General features: G+C 71.5%; 16 protein-coding genes. 6 read left to right on the forward strand and 10 right to left on the reverse strand.

Features of this window, described 5'->3' with window-relative positions; genetic code table 11:
* Positions 1-4: 4 nt before the first annotated feature.
* The 4 genes from ACLF5H_RS36470 to ACLF5H_RS36485 form a co-directional block, all read right to left on the reverse strand.
* The gene (locus tag ACLF5H_RS36470; RefSeq protein ID WP_421680276.1) at positions 5-1,816 is read right to left on the reverse strand and encodes an ABC transporter substrate-binding protein; all 1,812 of its coding nucleotides are present in this window, start codon (positions 1,814-1,816) and stop codon (positions 5-7) included.
* A 151-nt stretch (positions 1,817-1,967) separates the two neighbouring features.
* Positions 1,968-2,996 (reverse strand): ABC transporter permease, encoded by a 1,029-nt coding sequence (locus ACLF5H_RS36475; protein ID WP_421680277.1) that lies wholly within the window; start codon positions 2,994-2,996, stop codon positions 1,968-1,970.
* A 545-nt stretch (positions 2,997-3,541) separates the two neighbouring features.
* Positions 3,542-5,449, reverse strand: coding sequence for a translational GTPase TypA (gene typA, locus ACLF5H_RS36480; RefSeq protein WP_421680278.1), 1,908 nt, complete (start codon positions 5,447-5,449; stop codon positions 3,542-3,544).
* A gap of 142 nt (positions 5,450-5,591) precedes the next feature.
* Positions 5,592-7,724 (reverse strand): ABC transporter family substrate-binding protein, encoded by a 2,133-nt coding sequence (locus ACLF5H_RS36485; protein ID WP_421680279.1) that lies wholly within the window; start codon positions 7,722-7,724, stop codon positions 5,592-5,594.
* Positions 7,725-8,012: 288 nt separating this feature from the next.
* Here ACLF5H_RS36485 and ACLF5H_RS36490 point away from each other — a divergent pair, with 288 nt between their 5' ends.
* The 4 genes from ACLF5H_RS36490 to ACLF5H_RS36505 are packed head-to-tail and all read left to right on the forward strand — an operon-like array spanning position 8,013 to position 11,865.
* Positions 8,013-8,300, forward strand: a complete 288-nt coding sequence (locus tag ACLF5H_RS36490; RefSeq protein WP_421680280.1) for a hypothetical protein — start codon at positions 8,013-8,015, stop codon at positions 8,298-8,300.
* A gap of 36 nt (positions 8,301-8,336) precedes the next feature.
* Positions 8,337-9,158: a hypothetical protein gene (locus ACLF5H_RS36495; RefSeq protein WP_421680281.1), complete on the forward strand. Its 822-nt coding sequence runs from the start codon at positions 8,337-8,339 to the stop codon at positions 9,156-9,158.
* The gene (locus ACLF5H_RS36500; protein WP_421680282.1) at positions 9,158-11,098 is read left to right on the forward strand and encodes a fumarate reductase/succinate dehydrogenase flavoprotein subunit; all 1,941 of its coding nucleotides are present in this window, start codon (positions 9,158-9,160) and stop codon (positions 11,096-11,098) included. Before ACLF5H_RS36495 ends, ACLF5H_RS36500 begins: the two co-directional genes overlap by 1 nt.
* Complete coding sequence (locus ACLF5H_RS36505; RefSeq protein WP_421680283.1) at positions 11,095-11,865, forward strand: succinate dehydrogenase/fumarate reductase iron-sulfur subunit; 771 nt, start codon at positions 11,095-11,097, stop codon at positions 11,863-11,865. Before ACLF5H_RS36500 ends, ACLF5H_RS36505 begins: the two co-directional genes overlap by 4 nt.
* Positions 11,866-11,875: 10 nt before the next feature.
* Here the strand turns inward: ACLF5H_RS36505 and ACLF5H_RS36510 are convergent, their stop codons facing one another.
* Positions 11,876-12,952: a hypothetical protein gene (locus ACLF5H_RS36510; protein ID WP_421680284.1), complete on the reverse strand. Its 1,077-nt coding sequence runs from the start codon at positions 12,950-12,952 to the stop codon at positions 11,876-11,878.
* Positions 12,953-13,032: 80 nt separating this feature from the next.
* Between ACLF5H_RS36510 and ACLF5H_RS36515 the strand changes: the two genes are divergently transcribed.
* On the forward strand, positions 13,033-15,270 hold the full coding sequence (locus tag ACLF5H_RS36515) for a hypothetical protein (protein ID WP_421680285.1): 2,238 nt from the start codon (positions 13,033-13,035) through the stop codon (positions 15,268-15,270).
* A 40-nt stretch (positions 15,271-15,310) separates the two neighbouring features.
* Here ACLF5H_RS36515 and ACLF5H_RS36520 read toward each other — a convergent pair whose 3' ends face one another.
* The 5 genes from ACLF5H_RS36520 to ACLF5H_RS36540 form a co-directional block, all read right to left on the reverse strand.
* On the reverse strand, positions 15,311-17,899 hold the full coding sequence (locus tag ACLF5H_RS36520; RefSeq protein ID WP_421680286.1) for a SpoIIE family protein phosphatase: 2,589 nt from the start codon (positions 17,897-17,899) through the stop codon (positions 15,311-15,313).
* Positions 17,900-18,217: 318 nt separating this feature from the next.
* A complete protein-coding gene (locus tag ACLF5H_RS36525; RefSeq protein WP_037661696.1) occupies positions 18,218-18,625 on the reverse strand; it encodes an ATP-binding protein in 408 nt (135 codons plus the stop codon).
* 277 nt (positions 18,626-18,902) lie between these two features.
* On the reverse strand, positions 18,903-19,313 hold the full coding sequence (locus tag ACLF5H_RS36530; protein ID WP_421680337.1) for a (deoxy)nucleoside triphosphate pyrophosphohydrolase: 411 nt from the start codon (positions 19,311-19,313) through the stop codon (positions 18,903-18,905).
* Between the two features lie 91 nt (positions 19,314-19,404).
* The gene (locus ACLF5H_RS36535; RefSeq protein ID WP_421680287.1) at positions 19,405-19,596 is read right to left on the reverse strand and encodes an SPOR domain-containing protein; all 192 of its coding nucleotides are present in this window, start codon (positions 19,594-19,596) and stop codon (positions 19,405-19,407) included.
* A 392-nt stretch (positions 19,597-19,988) separates the two neighbouring features.
* Positions 19,989-20,741, reverse strand: a complete 753-nt coding sequence (locus ACLF5H_RS36540) for a GntR family transcriptional regulator (protein ID WP_421680288.1) — start codon at positions 20,739-20,741, stop codon at positions 19,989-19,991.
* 260 nt (positions 20,742-21,001) lie between these two features.
* Between ACLF5H_RS36540 and ACLF5H_RS36545 the strand changes: the two genes are divergently transcribed.
* A complete protein-coding gene (locus tag ACLF5H_RS36545) occupies positions 21,002-22,237 on the forward strand; it encodes a serpin family protein (RefSeq protein WP_421680289.1) in 1,236 nt (411 codons plus the stop codon).
* Positions 22,238-22,292: the final 55 nt, after the last annotated feature.

Here is a 22,292-nt window from a genome sequence, read left to right on the forward strand (position 1 = left end):
ACGGTTACTTGATGTAGAGGCGACGGGGGTCGACGCCGCCGATCACGTCGTCGTAGACGAGGCCGCCGACCTTGGAGCCGGCGATCTGGGTCGCCTTGTAGTAGGCGGTCGGGACCTCGTTGACCACCTTGGTCAGCAGGTACTTGTCGAGCTTCTCCCACTCGGCCGCGGACTTGACCGGGTCGGTGATGGTGTTGATGCGGTCGATCTCGCTGTTCACGTGCGGGTCGTTGATCTGCGAGTAGTTCGCCGCGCCGTCGGCGATCTGCCGCCCGTCGTACAGCGGGGGCATCACCGTGGAGGCGGACGGCCAGTCGGCGCCCCAGGCGGTGTGGAAGATGTCGTAGGGGTTGTTCAGCTTGGAGACCTGGTCGTAGAAGGTCTCGGAGGGGATCTCCTGGCGCTGGACGTCGAATCCGGCCTTCTTCAGGCCCGCCGCCATGGCGGTGGAGTACTGCTGGCCCTCCTGGGTGTTGATGTAGCCGAAGGTCAGCTTCATGTTGAGCTTGCCCGCCGCCTTGAGCAGGGCGTGCGCCTTGGCTGGGTCGCCCGCCGGGTTCTTCTTCTTGCCGAAGGGGTCGAAGGCGGGGTCGTAGCCGCTGACGGTCGGGCCGATGAGACCGCCGGCGACCTCCATGGCGTCGGTGCCGCCGTAGGCGCGGATGAAGGGGGTGATCGGCAGGGCGTAGGCGATGGCCTCGCGGACCCGGATGTCCTTCATCTCGGGCTTGCTCATGTTGATGTTCATCTGGCCCACGTACGGCTGGTAGCCGGAGACCACGCGGGACTTGAGCTTCGGGTCGCTCAGCACCTGGGACAGGTTGCCGGCGTCCACCGAGTTGCTGAAGCTGATGCCCGTCCGGTCGGGGCCGCTGTCGGCGAGCAGCGCCTTGGTGGACGCCTCGAACTGCTGGTTGAAGGTGATGTTGAACCGGTCCACGTACTGATGGCGGATCGGGTCCGTCTTCGGGTCCCAGTCGGGGTTCTTGACCAGCACCATCGACTTGCCGGACTTGAACGACTGGATCTTGTACGGGCCGGTGGTGACCGGGTTCTTGTCGTACTTCTCCTTGGTGTCGCCCTTGGCGGAGACGATGGAGTAGCCCGCCATGGCCAGCGTGTACGGCAGGTCCGGGTGGGGCGTCTTGAAGTGGAAGACGATGGTCTTGTCGTCCGGCGTGGACAGGACGCTGTCCGGCAGGTGCTTGCCCTTGTAGGGGCCGTCGGGCAGCAGCTTGCGGTAGTCGGTGCCGCTGGTGTTCGCGAGCCACTGCTGGAGGTAGCTCGGGCCCGTGGTGATGAAGGGCGCGAAGAGCCGCTCGACGCTCTGCCGGACGTCCTTGGCGGTGATCGGGGTGCCGTCGGCGAACTTGATGCCGTCCTTGAGCGTGTACTTCCAGGTCTTGCCGCCGTCGGTGGTGGTGCCGGAGTCGGTGGCGAGGTCGCCGACCACTTCATGCTGCTTGCCGTCGTCGCTGGTCGCTTTGTAGCCGGTGAGACCGCGGTCGAGCAGCTGGGCGACCGTCATCTCGTTGTAGACGTAGACCTGTGCCGGATCCAGGTGCGCGTAGCTGTCGCGTTCGAGCACCTCCATGCTGCCGCCGCTCTTGGCGCCGGGCACCGGGGCCGCGGGTCCGGTGGAGTCGGCCGCGTCACCGAACTTGATGGAGGCCTGCTGGCGTTGCGCGTTCTGCTGGTCCTGTTTCTTGTTGTCGCCCGCGTCGCTGCCGCCCTTGCTGCAGCCGGTGAGCACGAGAGCTCCGGCCGCGAGCACGGAGAGCGCGCCGTATGCCTGGCGTCCGCCCCTACTCGTCACGAGGATTCCCACCCATCTGTGTGTCACCGGCGTGTTTCATCCGACACCGGCATGAAAAGGACTCTGGTGTGGTGCGAGAAGTGCTGAAGTGCCGTGCTGTGCACAGGAGGTGCCGGACGGGCCCGTCTCCCGCCGGCCGCTTCGGTACGGGTCAGCGCGCGGTCTTGGGATCGAAGGCGTCGCGGACCGAGTCGCCGAGCAGATTGAAGGCGACGACGAAGACGATCATCGAGACGCCCGGGAAGAACATGTAGGTGATGTCGTTCTGCATCACGAGTTCGGTGGACGCCTTGGAGAACATCTGCCCCCAGTCCGGCGTCGGTTCGACGATGCCCACGCCCAGGTACGACAGACCCGCCTCGGCGGTCACGAAGTTGGGCAGCAGATACGTCGACTGCACCAGCAGCGGGGTGACGATGTTCGGCAGGATCTCCTTGCGGATGATCCGCCAGGGCGAGGCCCCGCTGACCTTGGCCGCCTCGATGAACTCCCGCTCGCGCAGGGCGAGTGCGGTGCCGCGCAGGATGCGGCCGAGGCCCATCCAGCCCAGGAACCACTGGACGAGGATCAGCGCGACCACCCGGACATAGGTCGGCGTCTCGTCGCGCGGGCTGACGAACAGGGAGACCACGACCGGCATGCTCGCGATGAAGAACAGCTGCGCGGGAAAGGCGAGCAGGAAGTCGATGACCCGGCCGATGAAGTAGTCGGTCCTGCCGCCGAGATAGCCGGCCGCGACCCCGAGCAGGATGCCGGTGACGACGACCGCGACGGTGACGGCGACCGAGATCATCAGCGAGGTGCGGATGCCGTAGATGAGCTTGGTGAAGACGTCGTAGCCGTTGCCGGGTTCGAGCCCGAACCAGAACTGGCCGCTGATGCCGCCGTTGGGATGCACCGGCACACCGGCGCTGTCGAAGAGGTCCGGGCGCTCGTCCGCGTAGACCGTGTACGGGTTCTTGCCGTACACCTTCGAGATCAGCGGCGCGAGCAGGCCGATCAGGAAGAAGAAGCCCACCACATAGGCCGATGTCACTCCGGTGCGGTCACGCTTGAAGCGGATCCACATCAGCCGGCCGGGGGACCGGCCCGTCAGCCCTGCCTCGCCCGTCGCCTTCGGCCCTGGTCCGCCGGAGACGACCGCGGTTCCGCCGCCCCCCATGTCGATAGGACTTGTCACGGTTCATCCGTTTCACAGGTATGAGTGTGAGTGGTGCCCGGGTACTCCGAGAACGCGCGAACCCATAGGCGGACGCGCGTAGTTCAAAGACCTGGTCACACGACGGGAAGCGAAGAACCGATCCGCCTGCTGTTTATGACACCGCGCATGGGCGTTCCTCCTCACGACTGCACGCGTTCACCTACAGGAGGGGTTTTTGGCCTCGCCTCCGACACCCCTGACGGAGGCTCAGGCACCCCTTGGTGCTCGTGAGTCGACGCGACTGTCCCCACAGCGCGTGACCCATTGACCCGAGCGCTACGCGGCTAACTATCTGCCATGGGCGGAACCACCGACCACTGCCCGTAGATCTCGATTCAGTCACGGCTGCCGCCCAGATCTTTCAAAATCTGGACAAAGCGTCTGCCCGAAGAAGGCGCGAAACGGACTTGTTACATGGCTATCGGGCAGCGATCTCCGCATGTCGGACATACACCACTGAAAAACGGGTTGCAAAAACCCGGGTCCCCCCACCATGGGGGAACCCGGGTTCAAGTGGCCCTGGATCAGCCGTGCTTGGCGCGGCTCGCGGCGCGGGCGCGCTCACGCTGGTCGAGGTTCACCTTGCGGATGCGAACGGCCTCCGGGGTCACCTCGACGCACTCGTCGTCGCGGCAGAACTCCAGCGACTGCTCCAGCGACAGCTTGCGCGGCGGCACGATCGCCTCGAACGAGTCGGCCGACGAGGACCGCATGTTCGTGAGCTTCTTCTCCTTGGTGATGTTCACGTCCATGTCGTCGGCGCGCGAGTTCTCACCGACGATCATGCCCTCGTACACCTCGGTGCCCGGGTCCACGAAGAGCACGCCGCGCTCCTGGAGGTTCGTCATCGCGAACGCGGTGACGGAACCGGAGCGGTCGGCCACCAGCGAACCGTTGTTACGGGTCGTCAGGGTGCCGAACCAGGGCTCGTGGCCCTCGTGGATGGAGTGGCCGATGCCGGTGCCGCGGGTCTGGGTCAGGAACTCGGTACGGAAGCCGATCAGACCGCGCGAGGGGACCACGAACTCCATGCGCACCCAGCCGGAGCCGTGGTTCGACATGTTGTCCATGCGGCCCTTGCGGACGCCCATGAGCTGGGTGACGGCACCCATGTGCTCCTCGGGCACGTCGATCGTCATGCGCTCGACCGGCTCGTGCACCTTGCCGTCGATCTCCCGGGTGACGACCTGGGGCTTGCCGACGGTCAGCTCGTAGCCCTCGCGGCGCATCTGCTCGACCAGGATGGCCAGCGCCAGCTCACCGCGGCCCTGCACCTCCCAGGCGTCGGGGCGCTCGGTGTCCAGGACGCGCAGCGAGACGTTACCGATCAGCTCGCGGTCGAGGCGGTCCTTGACCTGGCGGGCGGTGACCTTGCGGTCCTTGACGGCCGCCTTCGCGTCCGCGCCCTTGCCGGTGCCGCCGCGGCCGACCAGCGGCGAGGTGTTGGTACCGATGACCATGGAGATCGCCGGCTCGTCCACCGTGATCAGCGGCAGCGCGATCGGGTTCTCCGGGTCGGCCAGGGTCTCGCCGATCATGATGTCCGGGATACCGGCGACGGCGCAGATGTCACCGGGGCCGGCCACCTCGGCGGGCTTGCGGGTGAGGGCCTCGGTCATCATCAGCTCGGTGATGCGCACGTTGCTGGTGGTGCCGTCGCGCTTGATCCAGGCCACGGTCTGGCCCTTGCGCAGCTCGCCCTGCTCGACACGGAGCAGCGCGATACGGCCGAGGAAGTTGTCGGCGTCGAGGTTGGTGACGTGGGCCTGGAGCGGCGCGTCGTCCTCGTACGTCGGGGCCGGGATGTGCTCCAGGATGGTGGAGAAGAACGGCTCCAGGCTGTCGCTGTCGGCCGGGACGGTGCCGTCCTCGGGCTTGGTCAGCGAGGCGATGCCGTCACGGCCGCAGGCGTAGACGATCGGGAACTCGATCTGCTCCTCGTCCGCGTCCAGGTCGAGGAAGAGGTCGTACGTCTCGTTGACGACCTCGTCGATGCGGGCGTCCGGGCGGTCCGTCTTGTTGATGCACAGGATGACGGGCAGCCGCTGCTGGAGCGCCTTGCGCAGCACGAACCGGGTCTGCGGCAGCGGGCCCTCGGAGGCGTCCACCAGCAGCACCACGCCGTCGACCATCGACAGACCGCGCTCGACCTCACCACCGAAGTCGGCGTGGCCGGGGGTGTCGATGATGTTGATCGTGATGACCTCCCCGCCGTCCTTGGGGTGGTACTTCACCGCCGTGTTCTTGGCGAGGATCGTGATGCCCTTCTCACGCTCCAGGTCGTTCGAGTCCATGACTCGGTCGTCGACCTGGTCGAGCTGGTGAGCGGCGAACGCGCCGGCCTGCTTCAGCATGCCGTCGACGATGGTGGTCTTGCCATGGTCGACGTGAGCGACGATGGCAACGTTGCGGATGTCGTGGCGCGTGGCCATAGTGCGGCGTACTCCCGAAGTGGTGAGAAGGCCCTGCTGCGTACGTCCGTGTGACGCGGGCCTGCCGGGCTTGACACGCCACGGCCTCACCCCATGGTACGTGGCCCTGGGCGGGTCGGCCTCCGCAGGGCCTCCGGCCCCCTCAGCCCTGGGACGGACTCGCCGAAACCCGGGCCCCCTTCCTCAGGAATCCCATGTCCTCGTACACCGGTGTCTGGAAGCCGAACGCCCCCGCGTTGACCAGGTCCTTCCGCGCCCCTACCAGCTGCGGGCGCTGGTAGAGCGGGATCGATCCCGCGGCGGCCCAGATGTGGGTGTCGGCCTGCCGGATCAGGGACTTCGCCTCGCCCTCGTCCAGCGTCGTCGCCGCCTGTTCGAAGAGCTGGTCGACCTGGTCGGTGCCGACCCGGGTGTAGTTCTGCTCGACGTTCACCGAGCCGTCCGCGCCGGGCAGCGGCTTGGCGTAGATCGGCCGGGCGTCCGTCGCGGGGAAGGCGGAGGACGGCCAGGAGTACAGCGCGAGATCGAAGTCGCCCGCGGCGATGTGGTCCTTGAAGTAGCTCTCGTCGGACACCTTGGTGATCGTCGTGACGATCCCGAGCCGGTCCAGCATCGCGGAGATCCGGGTGGCGACGGTGTTCAGCGTGTCCGAGCCCGGCCCGGACGGCAGCACGAAGCGCAGGGTGAGCGCCTTGCCGTCCTTGGCGAGCGGACCGGCCTTGGCCCCGGCGGGCGCCGCCGTGCCCTTGGGGGCGTAGGCACCCGCCGCTCCCCCGTGCCGGCCCGACTCGGCGAGGTGCTTGCCGCCCGCGTCGCCCTTGTTGTCCTCGCCGACGATGTACTCGCCGTCATGGCCGCCGTCCGACTTCTCCTCCGGCTTCTCCCCCTGGCCGCTCTCGGGCCCGGCCGCCTTCTGCCCCTTCTTCTCCTCCTTCACCGGTCCGCCGGCCACCCACCCGGCGTCCGCGAGCAGCGCCTGCGCCGCCTTGGTGTCCTGCGCGCCGAGCGCCCCGCTGTCGTCGGCGTACGCGGGCTGCCCGGACAGCGCGAGATGGCTGCCGACGGGTACGGCGGGCAGCCCCAGCGGGGTGAGCACCAGGCGGGCGATCTCCTTGCGGTCCAGGGCGCGCGCGACGGCCCGGCGGACCCGCTCGTCGGTGAGCGGCCCGGAGGCGCCGTTGAGGGCGAGCTGCGTGTAGGCGGGCTCCAGGGACTTGCGGACGCCGTAGGCCTTCAGGGCCGTCTGCTGGGCGAGGTACTCGCTGATCGCCTTGGCCAGCTCGGTGCGGCCCGCCTTGGCGTCGGCGGAGTCGAGCCCGTGGGCGCGCGCCCAGGAGCGCAGCGTCGACAGGGACGTCCTGCCGCCGCCCTGGAGCGGGGAGGAGCCGCCCTTGCCGCTCGTGGCGAGCCCGATCCGCTCGGCGTCGGCCGGGTCGAGGTCGGCGAGGTCGGCGGTGCCGTCGGCGAGCGCGCCGACCCGCTTGTCGTGGGGCACGGTGTGCAGCACGATCTGGTTCAGCTTGGCCGGCCTGCCCCACCAGCGGGGGTTGCGGGTGAGGACGATGTCCTGGGCGATGGTGTCGACCTTGTCCACCTTGAAGGGGCCCGCGCTGATGGCGAGCTTGCGGCGGGCGCCGTCGTTGAAGGCGTCCGGGGTGCCCATGACGTCCTTCGGGTACAGCGGCGAGAACAGCGACTTCCAGTCGGCGTAGGGGCGCGAGAAGGTGACCCGGACCTGGAGGTCGTTGGCGCCGCGCTCGATCTTCTCGATGCGGTCGTACCCGGCGTTGCGCGCGGTCCAGTAGGCGCTGTCCTTGCCGGACAGGGCCCGCCACTGGGCGACGAAGTCGGCGGCGCCGATCTCCCGGCCGTCGCTCCACACGGCCTGCTGGTTCAGCTTGTACAGCACCACCTGGCGCGGCTCGGTCTCGATGACCTTGGCGGACTCCAGGTAGGCGGGGTTGACGACCGGGCGGCCGGTGGCGTCCATCCGGAACATGGACGGCAGGGTGGCCTGGGCGACGCGGGTGGTCCCGGTGTCGGCGTCGGCCTGGTAGGTGTTCAGCGTCTCCGGGAGGTCGTCCACGGCCCATTTCAGGGTGCCGCCGTCGGCCACCTGACTGCGGGCGACCAGATCGATGTCCTGGGCGGCGAGGGGCTTGGCCACGTCGTCGTCCGAGCCGCAACCCGTGAGCATCGCTGCCGCGAGGGCGCCCGCGGTGAGGAAGGCGGCCGAGCGCAGGACCGCGCGCAGGCCGACGCCGTGGTGGGACATCTCTGCTACCTCCGGGAAGCCGCGAGCGATATGATCACGTTTGGCGGTATTTGGAGCTGATCAGATCTATGCGGCTACTGAAGAGGAAAGGATCCGCCGACCACGAGCGACACGGCGGCGGCGGACGGCAAGCCCACCCGTGCGGCGCAAACGCACCGGGACGAGCGCCCGGACACCTGACCGATCGACGCAGATCCCTTCACAGCACCGGGTGTGACGCGCGACACTCTCAGGCGCATGAGCAAAGCCGCCCGGGACCCGCAGCATCCGCGGAAGTGAGGGCACATCATGTCCGTGCACGACGACCTGACCATGGTCCAGCGCAGCCTCGACGACCTGCGGCGGTCGCTGGGCCGGCTGGAGCGGCAGCTCGGCCGCGGCCTGGAGATGCGCCGGGCCCGGCTGGACGCCGACCATCTGCGCGAGAGCGTGGCGCTGCTGCGTGAGGCGGCCGCCGCCCAGGGCTCGGCCACCCGGCCCGACCTCGTCACCATCTCCGACACGCCGTACGACATCAGCCTGTGGACGGACTCGGACGACGAGGGCCTGGGCGCCCGCGACCGGCACGCCCCCTGATACGCCCCTGTTCCCCGAGCCGAGCGGAGTGCTGTCTTGGCCACTGGTACGGAACACCGACCCCACGGCGGCGGCGTGCGTGCCCCCGGGCGCGCCGCGATCACCGCCGCCCACTTACGGACCGACCGCTGGTGGCTGGCGCCCGCCGGTACGGCGGCCGGTCTGCTGGCCTTCGTCGTCTACTCGACCTGGCGGGCCTTCGCGAACGCCGACTACTACGCGTCGCCGTACGTCTCGCCGTTCTACTCCCCCTGCCTGGCGCACAACTGCCAGTCCATGCGCGGCGGTCCCAATGCGGACCTCTTCGGCGGCTGGTGGGGCATCTCCCCCGCCATCATCATCCTGGTCTTCCCGCTGGGCTTCCGGCTGACCTGCTACTACTACCGCAAGGCGTACTACCGCGGCTTCTGGGCCTCCCCGCCCGCCTGCGCGGTCGCCGAGCCGCACCGCGGGTACTCCGGCGAGACCCGCTTCCCGCTGATCCTCCAGAACCTGCACCGCTACTTCTTCTACGCCGCCCTGCTCGTCGCGGGCGTGCTGACCTACGACACCGCCCTGACCTTCCGCGACGAGCACCACCGGTGGGGCCACATGGGCCTGGGCACCCTGGTCTTCCTGGCCAACATCGCGCTGATCTGGGCGTACACCCTGTCCTGCCACTCCTGTCGGCACATCGTCGGCGGCCAGCTCAAGCACTTCTCCCGGCACCCGGTGCGCTACCGGGCCTGGCGGCTCGTGGGGCGGCTCAACGCCCGGCACATGCAGCTGGCGTGGGCGTCGCTGCTCGGCGTGGCGGTCGCCGACCTCTACGTCTGTCTGCTCGCGTCCGGTGCCTTCGACGATCCGAGGTTCTTCTGATGCCCGTGGTGGACCGCCAGGAGTGGGACGTCGTCGTGGTCGGGGCCGGGGGCGCCGGGCTGCGGGCCGCGATCGAGGCGCGCGAACGGGGCGCCCGTACGGCGGTGATCTGCAAGTCCCTGTTCGGCAAGGCGCACACGGTGATGGCCGAGGGCGGCATCGCGGCGGCGATGGCCAACGCCAACGAGCACGACACCTGGCAGACGCACTTCCGCGACACCCTGCGCGGCGGCAAGTTCCTCAACCAGTGGCGGATGGCCGAGCTGCACGCCCAGGAGGCCCCGCGGCGGGTGTGGGAGCTGGAGACCTGGGGCGCGCTGTTCGACCGTACGAAGGACGGCCGGATCTCCCAGCGCAACTTCGGCGGCCACGAGTACCCGCGCCTCGCCCATGTCGGCGACCGCACCGGCCTCGAACTGATCCGCACCCTCCAGCAGCGGATCGTCGCGTTGCAGCAGCGGGACCACGCACGGACCGGGGACCACGAGTCCGACCTGAAGATCTTCCAGGAGTGCACCGTCACCCGGGTGCTGAAGGACGGCTCACGGGTCTCGGGGGTCTTCGCGTACGACCGCGAGACCGGCCGCTTCTTCGTCCTGCGGGCCCCCGCCGTGGTCCTCGCGACCGGCGGCATCGGCAAGTCCTTCAAGGTGACGTCCAACTCCTGGGAGTACACCGGCGACGGCCACGCGCTGGCGCTGCTCGCCGGGGCGCCGCTGCTGAACATGGAGTTCGTGCAGTTCCATCCCACGGGCATGGTCTGGCCGCCGTCGGTCAAGGGCATCCTCGTCACCGAGTCGGTGCGCGGCGACGGCGGGGTGCTGCGCGACTCCGCGGGCAGGCGGTTCATGTTCGACTACGTGCCGGACGTGTTCAAGGAGAAGTACGCCGAGTCGGAGCAGGAGGCCGACGGCTGGTACGACGATCCCGAGCACCACCGCCGCCCGCCCGAGCTGCTCCCCCGCGACGAGGTCGCCCGCGCCATCAACGCCGAGGTGAAGGCGGGCCGCGGCTCCCCGCACGGCGGTGTCTTCCTGGACGTCTCCACCCGGATGCCCGCGGAGGTGATCCGGCGCCGACTGCCGTCCATGTACCACCAGTTCAAGGAGCTGGCGGACGTCGACATCACGGCCGAGCCGATGGAGGTCGGGCCGACCTGCCACTACGTGATGGGCGGTGTCGCCGTCGACTCCGACACGGCGGCGGCCCGCGGGGTGCCGGGGCTGTACGCGGCCGGCGAGGTGGCGGGCGGCATGCACGGCTCCAACCGGCTCGGCGGCAATTCCCTCTCCGACCTGCTGGTGTTCGGGCGGCGCGCGGGATGGCACGCGGCCGAGTACGCGCACTCCCTCGCCCGGGAGCGGCCACGCGTGGACGACGACCAGATCGGCGCGGCCTCGGCGGAGGCGCTGCGCCCGTTCTCCCTCGGGGCGGAAGGCGGGGCGACCGGGGCCGCCGAGGCGGGCGGCGGCGGCCCGGAGAACCCGTACACCCTGCACCAGGAACTCCAGCAGACCATGAACGACCTGGTCGGCATCATCCGCCGCGCGGGCGAGATGGAGCAGGCCCTGACCCGGCTCGCCGAGCTGCGCGAGCGCGCGGGCCGGGCGGGCGTCGAGGGGCACCGGCAGTTCAATCCCGGCTGGCATCTCGCCCTGGACCTGCGGAACATGCTGCTGGTCAGCGAGTGCGTGGCACGGGCGGCGCGGGAGCGCACGGAGTCGCGCGGCGGCCACACCCGCGAGGACTGCCCGGCGATGGAGCGGGAGTGGCGCAACGTCAACCTGCTGTGCACGCTCGTCGATTCGTCCGTCGGCCGCATCCGCCTGACCCGCGAGACCACCCCGCCCGTCCGCCCCGATCTGCTCGCCCTGTTCGACAAGGAGGAGTTGGCCAAGTACCTCACCGACGAGGAACTGGAAGGGGGGCTGTCCGAATGAGCGGCTACGAGGCCCGCTTCAGGGTGTGGCGGGGCGACGAACAGGGCGGCGAGCTGCGGGACTTCACGGTCGGGGTCAACGAGGGCGAGGTGGTCCTCGACATCGTCCACCGGCTCCAGGCGACCCAGGTCCCGGATCTCGCGGTGCGCTGGAACTGCAAGGCGGGCAAGTGCGGTTCGTGCTCGGCGGAGATCAACGGCCGCCCCCGGCTGATGTGCATGACCCGGATGTCGGTCTTCGACCGCGCGGAGACCGTCACGATCACCCCGCTGCGCGCCTTCCCGGTGATCCGCGACCTGGTGACGGACGTGAGCTTCAACTACGAGAAGGCGCGCGGGATCCCGGCGTTCGTACCGCCCCCGGAACTGGCGCCCGGCGAGTACCGGATGTTCCAGGAGGACGTGGACCGCTCGCAGGAGTTCCGCAAGTGCATCGAGTGCTTCCTGTGCCAGGACACCTGCCATGTGGTGCGCGACCACGAGGAGAACAAGCGGGCGTTCGCGGGCCCGCGCTTCCTGATGCGGGTCGCGGAACTGGACATGCACCCGCTGGACGCGGCCGAGCGGTCCGGCCTCGACCGGGCGCGCACCGCGCAGGAGGAACACGGCCTCGGCTACTGCAACATCACCAAGTGCTGCACCGAGGTCTGCCCGGAGGGCATCCGGATCACGGACAACGCCCTGATCCCGCTGAAGGAACGGGCCGTCGACCGCAAGTACGACCCGCTGGTGTGGCTGGGCTCGAAGATCAGGAGGCGTTCCTCCTGACCGCCGCCCCTCACTCCACCCACCCCGCGCGGTAGGCCCGCCAGTCCGCGTCCGTCGCGGCGAAGTCCACGTACAGGGCGACGCCGAAGCGGGCGCGGCGGGCGTCGGTACGGGACAGTCCGAGGCGTACGCCCCGTACCGCGGCCGGGACGGTCTCCGCGCGGGCCCAGTGCCCGAACCGGTTCTCGTGGTAGAAGGGCAGGCCCATGAGGAGGGTGGTGGAGCGGGGGGTCGCCTCCAGGGCGAGGCTGGTCTGCTGGGCCACGTAGCCGCCGTACAGGCTCGGCAGCGGCTGCATGGTGTCGTACGACATCACGGCGATCTGGTCCACCCGGCGGGCCACCTGCCCGAAGTACGCCTGCGACCACCACTTGGGGTGCCCGGTGGTCGCGCCCCAGAAGGAGTGGAAGCCCGGCAGGGGGTCGATCTGATGGGCGGCGACGGAGAGCAGCGCGTGGTGGGCGCGGGTGAGGGTGCGCAGGTCGTCGAGGAGGGTCAGGTAGTCGCGGTCGCCGGAGTGCAGGGGCTCCAGGTCGAAGTGGGCGCCCTGGAAACCGGCGGCGAGGATCCGCCGGGTGGAGGCGAGGATCGCGGAGCGGGTCGCCGGGTGCTCCAGGTGCAGCCCCTCGGGTCCCTCGCTCGCGACCACGTCCCCCAGCCAGGCCTGCACCCGGACATCGGGCAGCTCCCGGTGCAGGGCGCCGATCAGCCAACGCGCCTTGGGGTGGTCCGCGTCGGGCAGTGTCCCGTCGTCCTCCAGGGGCCCGGAGTGCACATACAGATCCCTGATCCCGGTCCCCCGCAACCGCCCCGCCAGCGCCCTGACATCCGCCTCGCTCTTCCGCCCGTCCACCCAGGCGTGCCCGAGCCAGAGCGCGTCCTGGCCACGGGTGCGGGTGCCGGGGGCGGGTTCACCGGAGTAGTTGACGCGAAGGGCGCCTTCGGCGGTGAGGAGGGCGAGGACGAGGAGGAGAAGGACCAGGGAGAGGGCGGCGAGGGCGCGGCGGAGGGGGCGGTGGGGGCGGTTCTCGGTGGGGGGCGTCGGATCCGTCCCCGGTCCCTTCCCCGGCCCGGTTTCCGCGTCCATTCCGTCCCCCTGTCCGCCTGGTCCCCCACCCGTATCCGCCCCGCTCGCGGTGCGGTCCACTCCCCCATACGCTCCGAAATGTGACGTCCTCCCTGTTCCGGGGCCGCTCCCGGCGTGCCAAGGCGCACATACGGGTGCGGGTGACGCATGCCGTGCTGGGTGCCCTGGTGGGGGCCGGGTGGCTGATGTTGCCGTTGATGACGGCGGCCACGCGCCGTCCGGTTCCCGCCACCTCCCCCGGGATGCCGGCCGAGGCGGCGGCGCCGGGGCAGGGCGGCACCTCCGCCGCGGACTACGTGCTCCCGCTCATCGCCGTGGCCGCGGCGGCGGTACTGGCGGCCTACGGCTACCTGCGCCGCGTCCGCCGCACCCGGACTCGTACGACACCGGGGACGACACTGCCAAGGCGCCCGGCACCGCCCACGATCGCCGACGCCGAACGCCAGGCCCGGATCGCGCTGGTACTGGCCGACGACTGCGTACGGACGAGCCGCGAGGAACTGGGCTTCGTGCGCGAGAGATTCGGGGCGGGGAAGGGCGGGGGCGCTCTGAGGGGTGAAGCCGGGGGGTGGGCCCGGGAGGAACAGGGGCCGCAGGCCGAGGCGGAGCCCGCGCCCCAACGCGGTGGAGGGAGACCGCAGGCCGAGGCGGAGCCCGCGCCCCAACGCGGTGGAGGGAGACCGCAGGCCGAGGCGGGGCCCGCGCCCCAAGGCGGTGGGGGGAGACCGCAGGCCGAGGCGGGGCCACCTACGGCAGACGGGATGCGGACCGGAGCGATACCGGGGGCGGCGATCGGCACGGGTGCTGGGTCCGGGGCGGAGGCGGCGCACGGGGGATTCGACGCCGAGGCGGGCGCGAAGGCGCGAGCGGGGGCGGCCGGGGCACGGTTCGAGGCCGGGGCCGACGCCGACCGGCGGACTCGGCAGGGAAGCGGGGCGGAGGCGAGCGCACGGGCGGCGGCCGGGACCGAGCCGGGCGGCGGCACCCTCGGACACCCACCGCAGGAGACCCGACATCGGGCCACCGCCGAGATCGGACCCGAGGCGGGCGCGGCGACCGGAGCCGGGGTGGCGCCCGGAGCGGAGGCGAGCGCGCGGGCGGCACCCGGGACCGAACCGGGCGGCGGCACCCTCGGACACCCGCCGCAAGAGGCCCGGCAACAACCCGCTGCCGAGATCGAGGCGGAGACGGCGACCGCGTCCTTCGTTCATGCCCTGCGCGGCGCCGAAACCGAGTTGGTGGCGGCGTTCGCGATGTGGCGGAGGTACGAGCGGGGGTTGCCCGGGGAAGCGGGGGCGCGGCGGCAGGCGTTGGTCGGGGTGGTCGGGCGGTGTGCCGAGGCGGGGCGGCGGCTGGACGCGGAGGCCGCGGCACTGGACCAGGTACGGGGGCTGGAGGGACCGGGGGCCGGCGCGGCACTGGACGTGGTGGAGGGCAGGTTCCGGGCGCTGGCGGCACGCGCCGTGGCCGCCCACGCGACCCTGGCGGCGTTGCGGGAGCGGTACGCGCCCTCGGCCACGGACCCCGTCACCGGCTCGGTCGAGCAGGCCAAGGACCGCCTGCTGTTCGCCACCGCCCACCTCAACACGGCCCGCCGGTCGATCGACGCCGCCGACGGCGACGGCACGGCCCGGAACCTGCGCGCCGCCGAGGGCGCCGTGGCGCAGGCCGAGATCCTGGTGACCGGCGTGGAACGGCTCGCCGCCCGGCTACGGGAGGCCGCCGCACTGGTACCGGCCGCCCTGACCGGCGCGGAGGCCGAGCTGACGGCGGCCCGGCACGGACGTTCCCGCACCGCCCTGGCCACCGGCGAGCTGACCGCCCGCCTCGCCCACGCCGACGGCGTACTGGCCACCGTACGGGAGGAGTTGACCGGCGACCTCCCGTACGACCCGCTGGACGCCCTGCGCCGGATCACCCGCGCCGTCGACCGCCTGGACGTGGGCCGCTCGGGCGTCCTGGACACGGCGGCGCTCCTCGTCGCCCGCACCTCGCTGGACTCGGCCGAGGACTTCGTCACGGTGCACCGCGGCGCCGTCGGCCCGGAGGCCCGCGCCCTGCTGTCGGAGACGGCCCGGGCACCTGCCACCGACACCGGTACCGCCTTCGCCGCCGACACCGCCGCCCGCGAGGCCCGCGCTCTCGCCGAACGCGATGTCCGCGCCCACGGCACCCCCTACCCCGACACCGCCACGACCGGCCTCCCCGGCGCGGTCCTCGGCGGCATCCTCCTCGCCGAGGACCCCGACGGCGGGCCCCCGGCCACGTTCGGGGGGCCGTCGACGCGGGGGCGAAGACATCTGCGGGCGCCGGCATGAGGAGGCGCCGTGGCCCTCCGCGGAGGGGCCTCAAAAGCGGTCAGAACAGGCTGAGCAGTGCCTCCGCCGGGTCGGTGAGGACCGCCTCCGCCCCCGGTAGCGGCAACTCGAACCACACCGTCTTCCCCCGGGGCGTCCGCCGTGACCCCCATGCCGCGCTGAGCAACTGCACCAGCTGCAGGCCCCGTCCGCCCTCGTCGGTGTCCCGGGCCCGCCGACGCCGGGGCTGCACGAGCCCGCCGTCCCACACCTCGCACACCAGCGTCCGGTCCAGCAGCAGCCGCAGCCTGATCTCCCCCTCGCCGTACCGCAGCGCGTTCGTCACCAGCTCGCTGACCAGCAACTCCGTCGTGTCGACCAGCGCCTCAAGGCCCCAGTCGAGCAGCTGCGCACGGGCGTGCTCCCGCGCCCGCCCCACGCTCCGCGGCTCGCGCGGCAGCGTCCAGTCGCCGACGGAATCCGCCGGCAGCCCCTGCACCCGGGCCATCAGCAGCGCGATGTCGTCCTCGCCGTGATGCGTGTCGAGGGTGTTGAGCACGTGGTCGCAGACATCCTCCAGCGGCCGCGCCGGATCGGTGAGCGCGCCGACGAACGCGTGCAGCCCCTCGTCCAGCGGATGGTCCCGGGACTCCACCAGACCGTCCGTGTACAGCGCGAGCAACGCGCCCTCGGGCAGCTCGACCTCCACCTCCTCGAAGGGCTCGCCCCCCACTCCGAGCGGCATCCCGGGCGGCACGTCCAGCATCAGCGCGGGCTCGCCCGGTTCCACCAGCACCGGCGGCAGATGGCCCGCGTTGGCGAACGTACATCGCCGGGTCACCGAGTCGTACACGGCGTACACACACGTCGCGAGATACACCTCTGACAGATCCGCGTCCCTGGGCTGCCGCGCCGTGCGCGTCGCCTGCTGCACACCCCCCGGCGTGCCGAGCCCCCGCGCGATCTCGTCCAACGCGGAGAGCACCTCGGCCGGTTCGAGATCGAGCAGCGCCAACGTCCGTACGGCCGTCCGCAGTTCACCCATCGCGACCGCCGCCCGCAGCCCGCGCCCCATCACATCGCCCACTACCAACGCCGTGCGGTGGCCGGGCAGTTCGATGACGTCGAACCAGTCGCCGCCGACCTCGGTCGCCGCGTTGCCGGGCAGATAGCGGCAGGCGATGTCCAGGCCGGACGCCTCGGGGTCGCCCGGCGGCAGCAGCGAGCGCTGCAGGATCAGCGCCCGCTCGTGCTCCCGGCGGTACAGCCGCGCGTTGTCGATGCAGACCGCGGCGCGCGCGGCCAGTTCCACCGCGAGGTCCCGGTCCCGCTCCCCGAACGGCTCGCTGCCCTTGGTCCGCGCGAACCGTACGAGCCCCACCACCGTGTCGTGCGCGACCATCGGCACGGCGAGCGTGGACTGCACCAGGCTCCCCTCCTCGGCCGGCACCGCCCGCGGCCGCGCGGTGCGCAGGGCGTCCGCGCAGGGGGAGTTGAAGGGGAAGTGGTGTACGGCGCCGACCTTGACGGTCTCGGTGACCCGGCCCACGGGGGCGTCCGCGACCGCGCTGGCGATGGCGACCCGGCGCAGCTCGGCACTGCCGTCGGCCATCCCGGGCGGGGTCTCGTCGCCGGTCAGCAGCCCCTGGTAGAGGTCGACGGTGGCGAGGTCGCAGAAGCCGGGGACGACGACGTCGAGGAGTTCACGCGCCGTGGTCTCCAGGTCGAGCGAGTTGCCGATGCGCGCCCCGGCCTCGTTGAGCAGCGCCAGATTCCGCCGGGCGGCGGCGGCCTCGCGGGCGGCGGCGCGGCGGGAGGTGACATCGGTGGCGAGCCAGGCCACGCCGATGGGCCGGCCGCTGCCGCTGTGCACGCGGTAGAGGTTGACCGACCAGTGCCGGCGTTCCTCGGTCCCCGGGACATGACCGGTGACATGCATGTCGGTGATGGGATCGCCGCTCTGCAGCACCCGCCGCAGCGTCGCCGAGACCCGCTCGGCCTCGCCGCGCGGCAGATAGTCGAACACGCCCTTGCCCCGGTGGTCGTCCGGGTTGCCGCCGAAGACGTTGGCGAACCGCTGGTTGACGCGCCGTACCCGCAGGTCGAAGTCGAGCAGCAGGAAACCGAAGGGGGATTGTCCGAATATCGCCTGGGACGCGGCGAGATCGGTCTCGATCCTGCGCAGCGTGCGGACGTCCACGACGATACAGACGGCGGCCTTCTCGCCCTCCGCGGTCCGGGTCGGCATCACATAGACCTCGGCCAGGCCGTCCGCGCCGCGCCCGCCCTCCGGCGGATCCGGCATCCGGAAGGGCACGACCCCGGTCCACTCGCGCCCGTCGAGGATCTCCGCCATCTTGCGCTGGCCCTGTTCCCGCAGGTCGGAGTCGATGAACGCCTCGATGGGATCCATACCGACGGCGCGCGTGGCCGGAATGCCGAACAGCTGCTCGGCGCGCAGGCTCCACTGGTCCACCAGGCCGCCGGGGCCGATGGAGAAGGAGGCCACCTTTATGTAGTCGTACATGGAGCCGGGCGGACTGCTCTGCCACAGGGCGCCACCGGTCGCCGCCGCACTCGCGGCGGTCTGGTCCCTCGCGCCGTCCGACGGGTCCTCGGACTCCGTGGCCTTCGCTGGTATCTCGCTCACGCGAACCGTCCCCTCCAGCTCACCGCGCCCGGCACCGGTCACCGGGGGCGGCTGCCCGCAGTATCCAGTACTACGGCGCCGCGCGACACGGTGTTCACGATCACAGCTCGGTCCAGACGTTTTTCGGACCGCTCCGCGACAACACTTCCACTCTTCTAACCAGGGAACACGGCCTCGAATCACACACTCCGCACCCGTCCGCGAGCCGGGGTCACACGGTGGACCGTACGGCGGTCGATGTACACCCCCTCCGCCCCCTCGGGCGCCCCTGCCTCACCCCGGGCACCCCCGCGCCACCCCGATGCGCCCCCGGCACCGTCATCCCGGTACGGCCAGCTCGAACCAGACGGTCTTCCCGCTCGCGCCGGGCCGGGTGCCCCAGCGGCGCGAGGACCCCGCGAGCAGCTGGAGTCCGCGCCCGCTCTCGTCCTCGGGCCGGGCGACCCGCTCGCGCGGCGGATCGGGGAGCGGGTCGGACACCTCCACCAACAGGGAGTCGTCGGCGCCGACCGGCCGTACGAGCCGTACCCCGATGGGGCCGGTGGCGTAGCGCAGCGAGTTGGTGACCAGTTCGCTCACCAGCAGCGCGGCGAGGTCGGCGACACAGTCGAGGTCCCAGCCGTGCAACTGGCCGCGGACCGCGGTCCGGGCGCTGCGCACGGCGCCCGGTTCCGCGGGAAAGGTCCACTCGGCGCAGTCGCCATCGGTGTCGATCACGCCGATCACTTCCCAGGCCGCAAGCCGTCCGGTTTCGTGGGGTTAATGGGCCCATACCCGATAAGTGATGGCCAATACCGCCGGGGCCGTCGGGGTGTGGGTCGAACGGCCTACCCGGGCCGCGCCGAGGGAGCCGGACAGCCGCAGCGGGCGGCAGCGTAAGGGACGGCACCGGATGGCCGTGCGGAGAGGACAGCCGTCGCACGTCCGCCGACCCCGCGACAGGCGACCATGGGGGAACGCGGAAGAATGGAGTGGGGGGACGCGGAAGAACGGAGTGCCCGCCTCAGCGCGCTTCCGCCCCCATCCGCTCGCCGACCTCCGACACCGCCGGCACATCCTGCTCCAGCCATGGCACGTCCCACAGTTGCGCCGGGGTCAGCCAGCGCAGCTCGTCATGGTCCTGGAGGTGGCGCGGCGCGGGTGAGCCGGGGCGCAGCCGGGCGGTCCACACCCACAGGACGTACGGCTCCCGCAGGGGCCACTCACCGGGTACCCGCTCCACGGTCTCGGCGTCGACTCCGAGTTCCTCGCGCAGTTCGCGCACCAGGGCGTCCTCGGGCCGCTCCCCGCGCTCGACCTTGCCGCCGGGCAGCTCCCAGCGTCCGGCCAGGTCGGCGGGCGCGCTGCGGCGCGCGGCGAGCAGGCGGCCACCGTCGAGCAGGGCGGCGCCGACCACCACGGTCCGTTCCGTCATGGGCGTCTTGGACGTCATGGAAACGGAGCCTACGGGAGGCGCAGGGGCGCACGGCGCCGCGAGCCGTCACCCCTTGACGAACGGCGGCGGGTCAGCCGCGGCCGCCGTCTCCGTTCTGTCCGAGACGCTCGACCATGTAGAGCCGCTTGTTCGCCGGATCCTCGAAGCTGTCGGCGATCTTCTGCGCCTCGGCCTCGGTCGCGTACCGGCCGACGCGGTACCGGTTGCCGTTGTCGTCCTGCCGTATGACGATCCAGGGCAAGGAAGCCGTGCCCTCACTCATGGTCCGCTCCGCCCCCATCGCGCCCTTCACCCTTTCCGGCATCACGGGACCCCCATCCCGTCCCGGGCCCTCGCCGGGCCCCGCCTGAGGAAACCGCACTCCGCATATGCCCGAGCGTACGCCCAACCTTCACTCAGCGAATACGCCTTTTCACAAAGAGGTACGCAACCAGCCAGACCGGCGGGGGCGCACAAGAGCGAATGCGCCCGGGGCGAGGCCACCGGACGCATTCCAGCGGAACCGGCACCCACCTGCGAAAACACCCGGATCGCAGCATCGGCCCCGCAACCCGGGTAATCCCGTCACCGGCGCATCCGCCTCCCGCGCGAGCCCGGGATGTGCGCTAGGTCACTCCGCGGCCGACGGGTGGCGTACCACCTTGTGTACGACCCTCACCGCACCGGCAGGTGATACGCCACCTGGTACCGGTCCGCCGGAATGACCACGTCCGCGGTCTCCACCGGGCGCCCGGAAGCGTAGTACGTGCGCTGGACGACCAGGACGACATGGCCGGGGACGCCGCCGAGGAGATGCAGTTCCTCGGCGAGCCCGGGGCGCGCGCCGACCTCCTCGGTGACGTTGTCCACGATCACGTCGATGGCCCGCATGCGCTCGACCACGCCCATCCCGCCGAGCGGCCCCTCCTCGGGCAGCATCACCGGGGTGCGGCCGGTGACGGCGAGGGGCTCCCAGGAGGTGGAGAGCATCATCGGCTCACCGGCCTCGCGGAACAGGTACTTGGTGCGCATGACCCGCTCGCCGATCTCGATCCCGAGCCGCTCGGCGATCGCGGCTCCGGCCTCGGCCTGCCGGCTGCTGGACTCCCAGGTGCCGCGCACCCCGGCGTCGGCCTGCTCCTGCCGGAACGGGGTCGCGCCGCCGCTGGGACGGTAGCCGGAGCGGGACACCCGGCGCGGCACGGGCCGTTCGCGCACATACGTCCCCGAGCCGGAGCGGCCCTCGACCAGGCCCTCGGCCATCAGGACCTTGCGGGCCTCCAGGGCGACGGTGTCCGAGACGCCGTACTCCTCGCGGATGCGGGCCTGTGAGGGGAGCCGGGTGTGGGGCGGCAGTGAACCGTCGACGATCTTCTTGCGGAGATCACCCGCGACGCGCAGGTACGCCGGCTGTTCACCGAAAGTCACTGGCCGCTCCCATCAGGTTGTACAGACAGCAACAGCGTGGCAACCGTGGGTTGAGCCGTGCAAGCAAAGGCCAGAGAATCACTCGAAGTGATGACATCTGGCCGGGCAGGCCCCCACCCAGCACTTTCTCCCCCGCTCGCGCCCCCCTTCACACCTGCCGAGCGCCCCGGACAACTCCGGCCGCCCGAACGGCAGTCCAGGAACACCGGTACCGTGCCTCTTACGACTTGTCGCAGGTAAGCGGGACACAGGGGGCGGAATTGAAGGTGGAGAACCGGGTCGTCGACGGCGCCGTCGTACGCACGGTGAACAGACTCACCGCGCGCTGGGGCGCCACCGCGCGGGGCGGCACGGCGTTCTCCGCCGCCGGGGTCTGGCCGCTGCTGGCCCTCCTCGCGGACGGCGCGGCGGGCCCCGCCCGGCAGGAACTGGCCGACGCGCTGGGCGTGCCCGCGGATCAAGCGGCCGCCACCGCGCGGGAGTTGCTCGCGGCCCTGGGCTCGGTGTCCGGCCTGGACGCGGCGCTCGGCCTGTGGACACAAGAGGAACTACTGCTGCGCGAGGAGTGGTTGGCCCAACTGCCGGCGGCCACGCACGGCTCGTTCGGGGACGATCTCGTCACCGCGCAGGAACGCCTTGACCGTTGGGCCGCCGAGCGCACCGGCGGGCTGGTCGAGCGGATGCCGGTGCCGCTGAACCGGGGGACGCGGCTGGTGCTCGCGGGCGCGCTCGCCCTGCACACCACCTGGCGCCAGCCCTTCACCGAGCAGCCGCTCACCCCGGCGGCGGGCCCCTGGCAGGGCCGTACCCTGCGCGGCCTGCACCGGCGGAGCGTGCGCCCGGACCGGGTCGGCGTGGCCGGCACCCCGGACGGCTTCGTCACCGCGCTGACGGTCCCCGGGGACAACGGCATCGACGTCCTTCTCGTCCTCGGCGAGGAGCGCATGACGCCGGGCCAGGTCATCGCCGCGGGCGTGTCCGTGGCGGAACGCACGCTCCCGCTCACCCCGGGCGGCACCCTGCCGTACGGCGAGGTAGGCCCCGGACTGCGGGTGGCACGGGAACAGTCCATCACCCCGGAGCCGACCTCCCTGGACGTACGGACGGTCGCCTACGAGGTCCGCGCGGACCACGATCTGCTCGCCCACCCCGACCTCTTCGGCCTGCACACCGCGACCGACCCCCGCTTCGGCCACTTCCCCGGCGTCAGCGCCCACCCCCTGGCCGTCTCGGAGGCCCGCCAGTCGGCCGTGACCCGCTTCGGCGCCCTCGGCTTCCGCGCGGCCGCGGTGACGGCCGTGGCGCAGACGTACGGCGGCGCCCCGCCCCAGCCCCGCTACGAGACCACCGTCGTCCACGCCGCCTTCGACCGCCCCTTCGCCTTCCTCGCCGTCGACCGCGACTCCCGCCTGACCCTGATGTCAGGCTGGATCACCGACCCCTCCCCCTACCCGGCCCCGGGTTACGCGGGCAGCGCGGGCCGCCCCGGCGTGTGACCCCGACAACCGAAGGGGCCGGACTCCCACGAGCCCGACCCCTTCGACACACCGT

The organism is Streptomyces sp. LaBMicrA B280, from assembly GCF_049222185.1.
In the GTDB taxonomy this organism is placed as follows: Bacteria; Actinomycetota; Actinomycetes; order Streptomycetales; family Streptomycetaceae; genus Streptomyces; species Streptomyces murinus.

Coding starts and splice junctions, on each gene's coding strand:
- ACLF5H_RS36500 (WP_421680282.1), top strand. CDS start 9,158: ATGCCCGTGGTGGACCGCCAGGAGTGGGACGTCGTCGTGGTCGGGGCC.
- ACLF5H_RS36510 (WP_421680284.1), bottom strand. CDS start 12,952: ATGGACGCGGAAACCGGGCCGGGGAAGGGACCGGGGACGGATCCGACG.
- ACLF5H_RS36505 (WP_421680283.1), top strand. CDS start 11,095: ATGAGCGGCTACGAGGCCCGCTTCAGGGTGTGGCGGGGCGACGAACAG.
- ACLF5H_RS36490 (WP_421680280.1), top strand. CDS start 8,013: ATGTCCGTGCACGACGACCTGACCATGGTCCAGCGCAGCCTCGACGAC.
- ACLF5H_RS36535 (WP_421680287.1), bottom strand. CDS start 19,596: ATGAGTGAGGGCACGGCTTCCTTGCCCTGGATCGTCATACGGCAGGAC.
- ACLF5H_RS36485 (WP_421680279.1), bottom strand. CDS start 7,724: ATGTCCCACCACGGCGTCGGCCTGCGCGCGGTCCTGCGCTCGGCCGCC.
- typA (WP_421680278.1), bottom strand. CDS start 5,449: ATGGCCACGCGCCACGACATCCGCAACGTTGCCATCGTCGCTCACGTC.
- ACLF5H_RS36530 (WP_421680337.1), bottom strand. CDS start 19,313: ATGACGGAACGGACCGTGGTGGTCGGCGCCGCCCTGCTCGACGGTGGC.